Source organism: Chitinophaga sp. Cy-1792 (assembly GCF_011752935.1).
Lineage (GTDB): Bacteria > Bacteroidota > Bacteroidia > Chitinophagales > Chitinophagaceae > Chitinophaga.
Window position 1 is genome coordinate 83,415 of the sequence record NZ_VWWO01000003.1, and the last position, 13,756, is coordinate 97,170.

Below are 13,756 nucleotides of genomic sequence, written 5' to 3' on the forward strand. Positions count from 1 at the left end.
TTTTTTATCTGCTTTATAATTACTTACATCGAGAAACCTCTTCCCAGTACTTCGTGTACCTCATGTATCACGAGGAATGCTTCCGCGTCGCTTTCCTGTACCAGTGCTTTCAACCGCATCAGTTCCTGCTTGCCAATTACTACGTACAGTACTTCTTTGGGTTCTTTGGTATAGGCGCCGTGGCCATGTAATACGGTACATCCTCTTTCCAGTTCCCTGGTGATCCTGTCAGCTATTAGCTCCGGTTTCTGGGAGATAATGGTAACGGCTCTCTTTGTGTTGAGGCCATCCACGATAAAATCGACTGTTCTGGCGCCAATGTACACGGCTATAAAGGTGTACATGGTTTTTTCTATACCGATGATAAAGGAAGATATGAGGATAACGATGATATCGAAGATGAGCATGGCGTTGCCGAGGGAGAGCCCTGTGAACTTGTTTACCAGGCGGGCAAGAATGGCGGAACCGCCGGTGGTACCACCGGAGAGAAATACCAGCCCGATGCCGATACCTACCAGTAACCCGGCAAAAACAGAGGCCAGCAGGGTGTTCTGAGTTACCGGTGTGGCGTGGTTTTCTGTGATATAGAGGAAGAGGGAGCAGAAGATAATCCCCAGTATGGTGTAATACATGGTTCGTTTGTCCAGCACCCGGTAGCCCACCACGATCAATACGGCATTAATCAGGAAGTTCATTATGCCTGGCGACCATCCGAAATAGTAGTAGGTTACGATGGTTAAGCCGATCACGCCGCCTTCAGAGAGTTTATTGGGTATGGCGAGATAATTTATACCCACCGCAAAGATGAATGCGCCTAATACGATGAGCAAAATATTCTTTATATGTTCTTTCATACTGCAAAATTATAGCATTTTGGAGCAACCCGTAAAATCCCTGTTAAGAGGCTGCTGTGGAGAAAAAAATATTTTTGAATTTTTTTGTATGTCTGTTTGGAAATATTAAAACTCGATGTATATTTGTCTACCATTTCAGTAGACTAATAAGTTTACTATTGCAAAGGGAGAGCGGCAATTGCTCCCGGCATCCTTAGAGCCACCAGCGAGGTGCTGTGCCAGATTAATAATTTACGTGTAAACGAGTACACTATGAAACAGCACAACCTGCGTGGCACGCGTTCTGACGCGCGACTATCAATAATTTCCGATACCTGTTCCCGTTATCATCCGGCAAGCTGCTATTGTAGCAGTTGTTGCTGAGCTGAAAGATCTTGCGTTCTGTAAGCTGTAAATAGAATGCCTGGAGAGGCTGCGGGGACGGTATGCTGCAAATTTATTGGTGGTAAATTTTTCAGTATCATGCCTACCCGCACCGCCCGGCATTATCAGCCGGAATTCTGCTTAAAGTATTGAAGGCTCCAGTAGATACCAGCTGTAAGGTATTTATATGAAGCACAAGTTAAACTCAGTTCCATGGGGCATTGTTGCAAACAATACTGGTGGGGTTTGTTGGCGATGGTCCCATGAACTGTCAGTTTAAAAGAAATTGTCTGTTTACTATATATTACGCTGCTTGTTCATCATTGTTCACTTTTGTTTATGAGTAATAGAAATAGATTTAGAAGGTTACAATCATCTTTACAACAATTATTTCATATAACTGACTAACTGCTTCGGTTATACGTTTTTCGGAAAGCCTAACAAAATATAGGAACCACCTGTTTTCAGGAAGGGTGCCCAGTGCCAGCAAGTCCCGATGTAAACATCGGGACTTCTTTATTTTCAGCCTTAAAATTTGCGCGCTACCTGCGACAGTGGCGCTCCCCCGTGAGAATTGCCATAAGGATAGAAGCCTTCACCATTTGCATCTTATCCCTGGAAAGGGCCGGTATCCCGTGAGCGTTGTCATAAGGATGTATGCTATCACCATTTGCATCTTATCCTTGGAAAGTGGCGCTCCCCCGTGAGAATTGCCATAAGGATATATGCTTTCACCATTTGTATCTTATCCCAGGGAAAGGGGGCGCCCGCCAGCGGCGGGCGCCCCCTTTCCCTTTTTCCCGTGCCGAAGGCACGGGAAAAAGGGAAAAAATATTCGCCATAATCATCTACATAAAAAAATTATAAATGCTTTTATGGAAAAACATTTTCCCCAACATCTACTATAAAAGCAATTTACCATGGACTCAACTAAAATCCGGAATGAAGAATTCCTCGATATTCTGTTTGCAGGCAGAAACAAAGAGTATGGCGCTTACGAATTACGCAGCCGTTACAACGCACGTGTACGCAATGCCGTTATGGGAACCGCAAGTATAGTATTGGTAATGGTTGGCGGTTATATATGGAATAACGCCGACGCAAACCATACAGAGCGGATACACAAACCGCTGATTCCTGTTACGATCATGCCAACACCTATCGATCCTATTACAGAAAAGCCTCCGGTATTACCTCCACCACCTGCTACGCAGGCTACACCTCCGCCATTGGCAACAATGAATAAGTATGTTGCGCCGGTAGTAACCTCCGAAAATGTGGAAGAGGAAGTGCCAACACATGATGAATTGAGAGATCATGCCATCGGTTATAAAAATGAAGTGGGCGTAGAGGGAGGAGCTGATAATGTAGCTGATTTATTAAAAGGTAATGGAGGTGATGGAGTTGTGAAACCTCCGGTGGCAGAGGCCCGCGAAGAAATTGTCAGCTTTGTGGAAATCATGCCGGAATTCCCGGGTGGTGAAAAAGCCCTGATGAAATACCTCAATAACAATGTGCATTATCCAAGGGTGGCAGAGGAAAATGGTATTGAAGGCACCGTCTATATTCAGTTTGTTGTCTGGAAAGATGGCAGTATCTCAGAAGTAAAGCTCACCGGTGCCCATAAAGGCGGCGGACTCGAGGAAGAAGCCGCCAGGGTAGTGAGAAGCATGCCTAAGTGGAAACCCGGCAGGCAAAACGGACAGTATGTTGCAGTATACTATACGTTGCCTATCAGCTTCCGCTTAACGAATAACTAAGTCCTGGTAAAGAATTGCTATCAACGGATCAAATGGACAGTATCAAAAACCTCTCCTTCCGCCATTGGAGAGTTCCAACAAACAGTTAACACAAAATCATCACTTTTCAGTCATTGCAATTTTCCTAAAGGGTCGGTCATCCATAAAGACCGGCCCTTTTTTCTTTTTTTTCTTTGTTGTTAAACAATAGCCTCCTTAACCTTATTATAATAGTATATTAACCTATAGCCGTCACAGTGAACGTTTTCGTTATATTATATTTGATAAAATTCAAGCATTTTGACTGTTTGTAAAAAAATAATTAAAAAATAACTCGTTTCGATTATAAACAACTAAACGGAATTATTATTAATTTAACGGCCGCTTAGTTCGCATCTTCGACCAATTTAAAGGAATATATAGTTATGGAAGCGCCGGTTAATAATTCTTTGCAACAGTTTAAGAATCTGGTTGGGACAAAGTTTCAGCTTTATAACAGCCTCTTCACTTCGCTGCCATTCCATCGCGTGGAAAAGACGGGAATATTCCTGTCGCTTTTCTTGCTCCACTGCGAAGAAGGGTACGCCAAAGGCGGGAGCCCCCAGGAAATCCTGGACTCCTTCTTCGATCAATACACCAATTACAAGGACGAACAAAAGAAAATTGACTTACTGTTCCGGTTTGTTCAATACGCAGAAAGACAAGTAGTATTATTCGATGCCCTGGAAGATGCTGCATTCCGCCATATCCGCGACATGCAAGGCGCCGGTACCCTCCGCCACCTCCAGTCGGAAGTGGTGCAGGAACAGGCACAAGATGAGTTGAAGGAAAAATTAAAGGATTTTTCCGTTCGCCTCGTCCTGACCGCTCATCCTACACAATTCTATCCAAGCGAAGTGCTGGGTATCATCAACGACCTGGCAAAAGCCCTGATCGAAGATAATACCGCACAGGTAAACTCCTACCTGCAGCAACTGGGTAAAACGCCTTTCTTCAAAAAAGAAAAGCCTACCCCCTACGACGAGGCTATCAGCCTGGTCTGGTTCCTGGAAAATATCTTCTACCAGGCAGGCGGCCGCATCATGTCCTTCATGAAAGGTCAGTTCCCCGGCGCCATCACCAACGAAACTTCCGTACTCCGTATGGGCTTCTGGCCCGGTGGCGACAGGGACGGAAATCCATTCGTGACAGCGCCTACCACCGTGGAAGTAGCCGCAGCACTGCGCGCTTCCATCATGAAATGCTACTTCAGGGAAGTAAGATCGCTCAAACGCCGCCTTACCTTCAAGAATGTAGAAAACGTAGTAGCTGCCCTGGAACAGAAACTCTCCAGAAACCTTTTCCAGCCTGGTCATATCTCTGATATTACCCAGCAGGAAATACTGGGTACGCTGTCGGATATACGTAAAACTATTATTGAAGAGCATAACGGCCTCTTTGTACACCTGGTAGATAACCTGATCGGTAAGGTACAGATCTTCGGACTGTTCTTTGCCACACTGGATATACGCCAGGATAGCTCTGTACACGAAGCACTGCTGGACACTATCGCCACTGTCTCCGATTCGCTGCCGGCCAACTATTCTTCGCTGAATGAGCAGGATAAGATCGCGGCATTATTAAAGGTTACACAACCTGTTGATATTGCGAAACTGGAATTACCGTTGCATAAAGATGCCATCCAGACAATCGGCAGCATCCGTAAAATCCAGCAGGAAAACGGAGAAGAAGGCTGTAACAGGTACATCATCAGCCATAGCACCAGCGCCCTCAGCGTAATGGAAGTGTATGGCCTTTTCCTGCTTAGCGGCTGGAAAAAAGAAGAGATGTCTGTGGATATCGTGCCGCTGTTCGAAACGATCGATGACCTGCGTCATGCGGGTGGCGTCATGAAAAACCTTTATGAGAACCCCGACTACAGGGAGCATCTGCGTCGCCGTGGCTGCAAACAAACCATCATGCTCGGTTTCTCTGACGGTACCAAAGATGGAGGCTATCTGATGGCCAACTGGAGTATCTACAAAGCAAAAGAAGAACTAAGCAAGATCTCCAAAGAATATGGTATCAGTGTAGTCTTTTTTGATGGCCGCGGAGGTCCTCCTGCACGTGGTGGCGGTAAAACGCACCAGTTCTACGCCAGTATGGGCCGCAATATTGCCAATAAGGAAATTCAGCAAACCATACAGGGGCAAACGATCAGTTCTAACTTCGGAACCATTGATGCTGCACAGTTTAATATGGAACAACTGGTGCATGCCGGTATCTCCAATGAGCTGTTCTCTTCCCGCGAGGTAACCCTCACCAGCGAAGAGGAACACCTGTTGCAATCGCTTGCTGATGCTGGTTATAGCGCCTATAATAAATTAAAAACTCATCCGCACTTCCTGGGCTACCTGGATCATGCGAGTCCGCTCCGCTACTACGCAGAAGCGAATATCGGGAGTCGCCCGAGCAAGCGTAATTCCAACGCCAAACTGAACCTCAACGACCTGCGTGCCGTACCTTATGTAGGCGCCTGGAGTCAGCTGAAACAGAACGTTCCTGGCTATTATGGCGTGGGTAGCGCGCTGGAGCAGCTGGATAAGCACGGGCGGTGGTCTGCAGTACAGCACCTGTACCAGCATTCCCTGTTCTTCCGTACGCTCCTTGATAACTGTGAGATGGCCATGAAGAAAAGCTATTTCCCGCTGACCGCTTACCTGGCAAAGCATCCACAGTACGGAGAAGTATGGAATATGATCTATAACGAATACGAGCTCACGAAAAAGTATTTGTTGATGCTGACCGGTGGTACCGACCTGATGGCCAACAGTCCGATTGATCAGCTATCCATACAGATGCGTGAACGTATTGTGCTGCCGTTGCTGACAGCCCAGCAATATGCGTTGCTGAAAATCCGTGAACTGGATGCACATCCGGAAAACGGTGAAGGCAAAGAGACGTATGAAAAATTGGTGATGCGTTGCAGCTTTGGCATTATCAATGCCGGCCGTAACTCAGCATAATAATGCAATTTGAAGGGAATCGGCGTGTTTCATACAACAGCCGGTTCCTTTATTTTTTTCTTTTTAGTTGTGTTGAGATAATGTTTGTTTAGAAGCAGTAGGAGTTTGTTGATAATAGCAGGTTTTATTACAGTGAATACGACATAAGGAAGTGTTTCTTGTTCTGAAATTGTAAAAATTTTATTACACAGAAATTACATATAATTATTTTATGTAGTAATTACAGGTAGAAAACAAGGAGGCTGTTATCAACAAACTCCTTTGCTATTCGGGGATTTTGGCAGATATGGCTGATTTTATGCAAACGTTTGCATGATTTGATTATATAACAATGGTGCGGGAAAGTGGAGAAAAAAAACTACGCCCTGCATGAAAAACTACTACTTTTACACCTCCATTTATAGTAACTATTCTTCATTATGGCAAACAGCTTATATGATTTTGGAATGATTGGCCTCGGGGTAATGGGTCGCAACCTGTTGCTCAACATGGCTGACCATGGTTTTTCCGTTATCGGCTTTGATAAGGACGCCACTAAGACAGGCGCACTGGAATCCGCTGCTACGGCAGGCACCACCGTGAAAGGTGTAGCCGATCTCGCTACCATGGTACAACTGCTGGAAAGCCCGCGCAAATTAATGATGCTGGTACCTGCAGGACAACCCGTAGATGATGTGATCGAGTCATTGATTCCATTGCTGGAAAAGGGTGATGTAGTGATAGATGGTGGTAACTCCCACTATACCGACACCTTACGTCGTGTAAAATACCTCCGCGAAAAAGGTATCCATTTTATGGGTATCGGTGTTTCCGGTGGCGAACAAGGTGCACGTACCGGTCCTAGCATTATGCCAGGCGGCGACCAGGATGCTTATGCCAAGGTGAAACCTATGCTGGAAGCTATCGCAGCAAAAGTAAACGACACCCCTTGTGTAGCTTATCTCGGTAAAGAAGGCGCAGGCCATTACGTGAAAATGGTGCATAACGGTATCGAATATGCGATCATGCAGCTTATCAGTGAAGCATATACGCTGTTACAGAAAGGCGCAGGTCTCAGCAACGATCAGCTCCACCAGGTGTTTGACAGCTGGAACAAAGGCGCTCTACAGTCTTTCCTCGTAGAAATCACCGCTGATATCTTCCTTCAGAAAGATGATAAAACTGCTGCCAGACTGGTAGACGTTATCTCCGATAAAGCTGGTTCAAAAGGTACTGGTAAATGGACCTCTCAGGATGCCATGGAATTACCGGTAGCCGTACCAACCATCGATACCGCCGTTGCCATGCGTACGATCTCTGGTTATAAAGACCAGCGACTGGCGGCCGAACAGCTGTATAAAGCGCCTGCTGATACCACCATTCATGCAACTACTGAAATGTGGATCAAACAGGTACACGATGCCTTATACTTCGCTACCATCCTCAGCTACGCACAGGGCTTAGCCATGCTGCATGAAGCCTCCCGCGACCTGCAGATGGACATTCCTTTACCAGAAGTAGTGAAAGTATGGAGAGGTGGTTGCATCATCCGCTCGGTACTCCTGGAAGTATTCAGCAAAGCCTATACAGAAAATGCTGATCTGGCCAACATTCTTCTCGATAAAGGCGTTGCTTACCTGGTACAGTCGGTAGAAGCTAACACCCGCAGTGTGGTAGCACAGGCTGCGCAGGCAGGCATGCCGGTAGGTGGCTTAATGTCGGCCCTTTCTTATTTCGATGCTTTCCGTTCCGGTAGAATGGCTACCAACCTGATCCAGGCACAGCGCGATTACTTCGGCGCCCACACCTATCAGCGTATTGATATGCCAGGAACATTCCATACCGAATGGCAACGTCCCTAAATTATCTTCATCTTCAATATAACATATGCAGATCCATAAACGCCCTCCTGCTTCCATCCTCTTTATTTTCGGAGGCAGTGGCGATTTAAACTACAGGAAATTAACGCCGGCGTTATACAATCTGTTTCTGGATGAATGGATGCCCGAACAGTTTGCTATCGCAGGCCTTGGCCGTACTCCCTACAGCGACGAAGACTATCGCAAGCACCTCCTGGAAGGTATCAGCAAATTCTCCCGTCGTAAAGGTGAACAGAATGGACACTGGCAGGACTTCTCCCAACATGTAAATTATATCTCACTGGATGCTGAAAATCCGGCTGACTATAAAAAAATTACTGAGCTCGTTGCCGAAAAAGAAAAAGAGTGGGGCGTTCACCCTTCCGTAATTTTCTACCTCGCCGTAGCACCGCAGCTGGTACCTAATATCGCTACCCGCCTCGGTGAACTCGAACTCTGTAACGATAAACATTGCACCCGCATCGTGGTTGAAAAACCTTTCGGCCATGATCTCAAAAGTGCACATGAACTGAATGAACTGCTCTCTACCAAATTTACGGAAGAACAGATCTATCGTATAGACCACTACCTCGGTAAAGAAACCGTTCAGAACATCCTGGCCTTCCGCTTTGCAAATGCACTGTTTGAGCCGGTTTGGAACCGTAACTTCATCGACTTTATCCAGATCACCGCTGCTGAAAGCGTTGGCCTGGAAGGCCGTGGCGGCTACTACGAAAATGCAGGCGCCCTCCGCGACATGGTACAGAACCATATGTTGCAGGTACTCTGCATGGTGGCAATGGAAGCGCCTGTTTCCTTCGATCCTAACGAAATCCGTAATAAAAAAGTGGATGTCCTCAACGCCATCCGCCGTATTACCGCAGATAAAGTACACGAATTCGCTGTTCGTGGCCAATACTCCAAAGGATGGATGAAAGGACAGCAGGTAGTAGGCTATCGTGAAGAAAAAGGCGTAGACCCTAATTCCAATATCGATACCTATGCCGCCGTTAAATTCTATATCGATAACTGGCGCTGGCAGGGTGTTCCTTTCTACGTGCGTACAGGTAAATACCTGCACCAGAAAGCCACCAACATCGTTATTCAGTTTAAAGAAGCTCCTCACTACGCATTCCCTGCAGAAGCTGCCCAGACATGGCGTCCTAACCGCCTGACTATCAGCATTCAGCCGGAAATGGATATCCGTATCAGGTTCCAGGCTAAACGCCCGGGTCAGACCATGACCCTGGACCCGGTAGATATGACCTTTAACTACGACACCGCAAACGGAGAACATGCACCTGAAGCATATGAGACCCTGCTGCTCGACGTAATGGAAGGCGACGCTACCCTGTTTATGCGTGGCGATCAGGTAGATGCCGCATGGCGCGTAATCATGCCAATCCTGGAAACATGGGAAAACCGCACACCGCAGGACTTCCCGAATTATGCCCCCGATTCATGGGGCCCGGATGAGGCAGATGTGCTCGTTGCCCGCGACGGTCACAGCTGGATCAACTTACCAACAAAATAAATTTTCAACGGGCTAAGCACAATACACTTAGCCCGTTTTCTTTTATAAAACCTTATCTCATGGAATTACATATAGCAAAAGATCCTGCCCAGCTCAGTGAAAACGTGGCCGCCTGGATCAGCAACTATATTCTTGAAGTATTACAGAGCCAGGAACGCTTCACCTTCGTACTTTCCGGTGGCAGTACGCCTAAGCAACTGTATAAACTGCTTGCAAAAGCACCTTACAATACCATGATCCCATGGGAAAAACTGCATTTTTTCTGGGGCGATGAAAGGGCCGTTCCTTTCGAAGATGATCGTAATAACGCCCGTATGGCGTATGATGAGCTGCTTAACCTGGTACCGGTAAATCCGGATAATATCCATGTGATGCGCACAGACATCGAGCCGGAAGCTGCTGCTGCGGAATATGAAAAAGTTATCCGCTCTTATTATGATGAAGATGATATCACCTTCGACCTGGTATTATTAGGTATGGGAGATGATGGACATACGTTGTCCCTCTTCCCCGGATTACCCATTGTACACGAACAGGATGCCTGGGTGAAAGCTTTCTGGCTCGAAGCACAGAACATGTACCGCATTACGCTGACAGCCCCAGTTGTCAACAGCGCAGCCTGCGTACTGTTTATGGCTACCGGCGCCGCCAAAGCCATTACGCTGAAAAATGTGATCGAAGGTACTTTCGATGCAGACAAATATCCTTCCCAGCTGATTCGCCCTGAAGATGGTGAACTGCACTGGTTTGTTGATGAAGCTGCCGCTTCTGCAATGGAGTAAGCTGCATTACCCGCATACACAAAAAAATAGGGGGTCACCTGCGGTGACCCCCTATTTTTTAACATGAATTTCTTTAGCCGGAGGCAGAAAAAATTCATGTTAAAAAACGATAAAAAGAACTAGACCCGCGCCCCGCTTTCACTTAAATTTAGTAGCTTACGTTACATAAGCGATGAGATATGTTTGAAAAGCCCATATTCGATGCACATTTGCACATAATAGACCATCAGCATCCCTTACAGCCTAATCAGGGCTATCTGCCTCCAGCCTTTACCGTAGCAGATTACAAAGAACGTACATCTGATCTCGAAATTGCCGGCGGCGCTGTGGTTTCAGGTTCCTTCCAGGGATTCGATCAGTCATACCTGATTGATGCCCTCAAAGAACTGGGACCCTCTTTTGTAGGGGTGACGCAGATCCCGGCCACCACACCGGATGAAGACATTATTGCACTCAACGATGCCGGTGTACGTGCCGTCAGGTTTAATATCCAGCGCGGAGGCTCCGAGAGTATCCTCTACCTGGAAAAACTGGCACTTCGTGTATACGACCTCGTAAAGTGGCATGTGGAATTATATGTAGATTCCCGCCAGCTGCCCAGTATTTCCACCACCCTGCGCAAACTGCCTAAAGTGGTGATAGACCACCTGGGCCTGTCTAAAGCAGGATTCAAATACCTGCTGCCATTGGTAGAAAAAGGAGCCATCGTTAAAGCTACCGGCTTCAGCCGTTGCGATTTCGATGTAGTACCAGCCATGAAACAAATCACGGCCATTAATCCGGCAGCACTGATATTCGGCACCGACTTCCCTGCCACCAGGGCTCTCCGGCCATTTAATCTAAGCGACCTGCAACTGATAGTAAAAAACTTTTCTGCTGATATGGTGAACCGGATCTGTTGGGATAATGCCATCCGCTTATACCACCCGAGCAATACCGGCGCCGTAGCTGCCAGATAGAATAAAGAAATCAGGTAAACCGGCCCAATCTCTATAACATAGAGATTGGGCCGGTTTCTTTTTGCCCCCTGTAACCTTCTGGTAAGAAACCCCGATATATAATTGTGAATATTTTCAAATTTCTTTCCACCCTGCTGACATAGGGTTGTCAAAACCCGGTGCTAAGTTTGTTTTATCATTAACCTATATAAACTATCCAAATGGCACAATCTTCTGTATTACGCGGCATGGCAACACTTACTTTTTATGCGGCAGATCACGCTGCAGCAAAGAAATGGTATACGGAGTTTTTTGGTGAAGCACCCTATTTCGATATGCCGGGATACTTCGAATTCCGCCTGGGCGACTATCAGCACGAACTGGGTATCATAGACGCCAAATACGCGCCTGCGGCCAGAGCTGCTGCCACTGGCGGCGCCATTACCTACTGGCATGTAAATGATATCAAAGCTACTTTCGATCAGCTGACAGCCCTGGGTGCTACTGAATTTGAACCCATCACTGAACGGGGCCAGGAAGGCAGCGGGTTCGCAACCGCAGCCCTGACTGATCCCTTCGGCAATATCATCGGTATCATGACCAACCCGCATTACGTGAAAATGCTGCAACAGAAAAACGCTTAGTTATGGAAATCTTTGACGGTCGACAAGCTGTATATGCCACTACCAGAGCTGAATGGCGGAAGTGGCTGGAGGAAAATACGCCTGGTGAAGCCGGGGTATGGCTCATTCAATACCATAAAAAAAGTAAAGTGCCCTGCATCTCTCTTATTGATGCAACGGAAGAAGCACTCTGCTTCGGGTGGATAGACAGTAAAGCGAAAAAACGTGATGACGAAAGTTTCTACCTGACATTTACCCCAAGAAAGGCAAAGAGTAAATGGAGCAAACCCAATATAGAAAGGGCGGAACGAATGATCGCAACAGGATTAATGACTAAACACGGACAGGAAAAAATTGATCTCGCAAAGCGTACAGGCATGTGGGTAGAAGCGTAGGATAAAAGAAAAAGCGGCTGTCTCTACAAGAATAGAAACAGCCGCTTTTTTATATAAATAGTCTTAATACCATCTGTCTGTGGAGATACCAGCCAATTGCTCCTGTAATGCGGCGTCGGCGCTGCCATCAACGAATGATCCTGTTTTTACACTTGGATATATATCCTCGAAAGTTTTCACGGTATTCATAAATACCCTGCGGTACATATGATTTCTGCTCACTTCATGCGGCTCCGGCAAACCTGCTGCGGCAGCCAGTTCAATCGCACTTTCAACGGTATCTCTGTGGTAGTTGGCTACCCGTTGTTTTTTATCAGCTACCACCAGGCCTTCCATTAACCATTTATCCTGTGTAGCCACACCGGTAGGACAGGTATTGGTATTACAGAGCAGCGCCTGGATACAGCCAATGGCCATCATCATGGCGCGGGCGCTGTTGCAGGTGTCTGCTCCCAGCGACATAGCACGCAGGATATGGAAGCCGGTCATAATTTTTCCGGAAGCTATCAGGCGGATATCTTTACGGATATTAAAACCTTTCAGCGTATCGTGTACAAATGCAAGTCCATCTAACATAGGCATACCAACTGAATTGGAGAATTCAGGCGGAGCGGCGCCGGTACCACCTTCACCGCCATCTATCGTAATAAAATCCGGGTAGATATTGGTAGCAATCATTGCTTTACAAATCGCGTAAAACTCTGTAGGCTGGCCAATACACAATTTAAATCCTACAGGTTTTCCTTTACACAGTTCACGCATTCTGCCAATAAACAGCATCATTTCTTTGGGGCTGCCAAAAGCAGTGTGGTAAGGAGGGGAGAATACGGTAGTGCCTGGGGTTACATGTCTGATGGCGGCAATTTCCGGTGTGTTTTTAGATGCCGGCAGAATACCCCCATGGCCAGGCTTGGCACCCTGTGATATTTTCAGCTCCACCATTTTGATATTCGGGAGTGCACATTTTTCTGCAAATAATTCATCCGAGAAGTTACCATGTTCATCTCTGCAGCCAAAATAACCGGTCCCTATCTGCCAGATAATATCACCGCCATGTTTGAGATGAAAATCACTGATACCACCTTCTCCGGTGTTATGGGCGAAGTTGCCGATTTTGGCGCCGGCATTCAGGGCCTCTACGGCGTTCGAACTCAGTGAACCATAACTCATGGCGCTCACGTTGAAAATACTGGCGCTATAGGGCTGTAAACAGTCTTTACCGCCAAAGGTCACACGTGGGTCCTTGTCCATTTTATCGAATGACTTAGGCTGGATAGAGTGTGCCATCCATTCATACCCTTCCGCATATACGTTGAACTGGGTGCCGAAAGGCTGGGAGTCCAGCTCTCTTTTGGCACGCTGGTAAACCGTAGAACGATCGATGCGGTTAATAGGACGCCCGTCGATATCACTTTCTACAAAATACTGATGCACTTTAGGGCGCATTGCCTCCATCCAGTAACGCATACGGCCAACTACAGGGTAATTCCTGATAATCGCATGTTTGGTTTGCAGCATATCCATCATGCCCATTATAATAACTGGAATCAGCAGTACCAGCAGCCACCAGATCCATGGAAATAAAAAGCCCAGCACTATTACAGCCAGTAAGCTAACGACAGAGAAAGTAATAAATCCTTTTGCCATATCTAAACAGGTATTTTACATAGAAGTGTATCTAAATA

The 13,756-nt window shown here is 46.6% G+C and carries 10 protein-coding genes; 8 read left to right on the forward strand and 2 right to left on the reverse strand.

The features are described 5' to 3' along the window. Nucleotides 1-23: 23 nt before the first annotated feature. A complete protein-coding gene (locus tag F3J22_RS25620; RefSeq protein ID WP_167020855.1) occupies nt 24-854 on the reverse strand; it encodes a YitT family protein in 831 nt (276 codons plus the stop codon). Nucleotides 855-2,137: 1,283 nt separating this feature from the next. Here F3J22_RS25620 and F3J22_RS25625 point away from each other — a divergent pair. From F3J22_RS25625 to F3J22_RS25660, 8 genes are all read left to right on the forward strand, one after another. Further along, nucleotides 2,138-2,977, forward strand: a complete 840-nt coding sequence (locus F3J22_RS25625; protein WP_167020856.1) for an energy transducer TonB — start codon at nt 2,138-2,140, stop codon at nt 2,975-2,977. Nucleotides 2,978-3,381: 404 nt separating this feature from the next. Then, nucleotides 3,382-5,961: a phosphoenolpyruvate carboxylase gene (locus F3J22_RS25630; RefSeq protein ID WP_167020857.1), complete on the forward strand. Its 2,580-nt coding sequence runs from the start codon at nt 3,382-3,384 to the stop codon at nt 5,959-5,961. Between the two features lie 419 nt (nt 5,962-6,380). Further along, on the forward strand, nt 6,381-7,802 hold the full coding sequence (gndA, locus tag F3J22_RS25635; protein ID WP_167020858.1) for an NADP-dependent phosphogluconate dehydrogenase: 1,422 nt from the start codon (nt 6,381-6,383) through the stop codon (nt 7,800-7,802). 25 nt (nt 7,803-7,827) lie between these two features. Beyond that, nucleotides 7,828-9,333 (forward strand): glucose-6-phosphate dehydrogenase, encoded by a 1,506-nt coding sequence (gene zwf, locus F3J22_RS25640; protein WP_167020859.1) that lies wholly within the window; start codon nt 7,828-7,830, stop codon nt 9,331-9,333. Nucleotides 9,334-9,392: 59 nt separating this feature from the next. After that, complete coding sequence (gene pgl / locus F3J22_RS25645; protein WP_167020860.1) at nt 9,393-10,115, forward strand: 6-phosphogluconolactonase; 723 nt, start codon at nt 9,393-9,395, stop codon at nt 10,113-10,115. A 179-nt stretch (nt 10,116-10,294) separates the two neighbouring features. Continuing rightward, a complete protein-coding gene (locus tag F3J22_RS25650; protein ID WP_167020861.1) occupies nt 10,295-11,074 on the forward strand; it encodes an amidohydrolase family protein in 780 nt (259 codons plus the stop codon). A gap of 200 nt (nt 11,075-11,274) precedes the next feature. After that, nucleotides 11,275-11,697, forward strand: a complete 423-nt coding sequence (locus F3J22_RS25655) for a VOC family protein (protein WP_167020862.1) — start codon at nt 11,275-11,277, stop codon at nt 11,695-11,697. 2 nt (nt 11,698-11,699) lie between these two features. Further along, complete coding sequence (locus F3J22_RS25660) at nt 11,700-12,071, forward strand: YdeI family protein (protein ID WP_167020863.1); 372 nt, start codon at nt 11,700-11,702, stop codon at nt 12,069-12,071. A 63-nt stretch (nt 12,072-12,134) separates the two neighbouring features. Here F3J22_RS25660 and F3J22_RS25665 read toward each other — a convergent pair whose 3' ends face one another. Next, nucleotides 12,135-13,718, reverse strand: a complete 1,584-nt coding sequence (locus F3J22_RS25665; protein WP_167020864.1) for an FMN-binding glutamate synthase family protein — start codon at nt 13,716-13,718, stop codon at nt 12,135-12,137. Nucleotides 13,719-13,756: the final 38 nt, after the last annotated feature.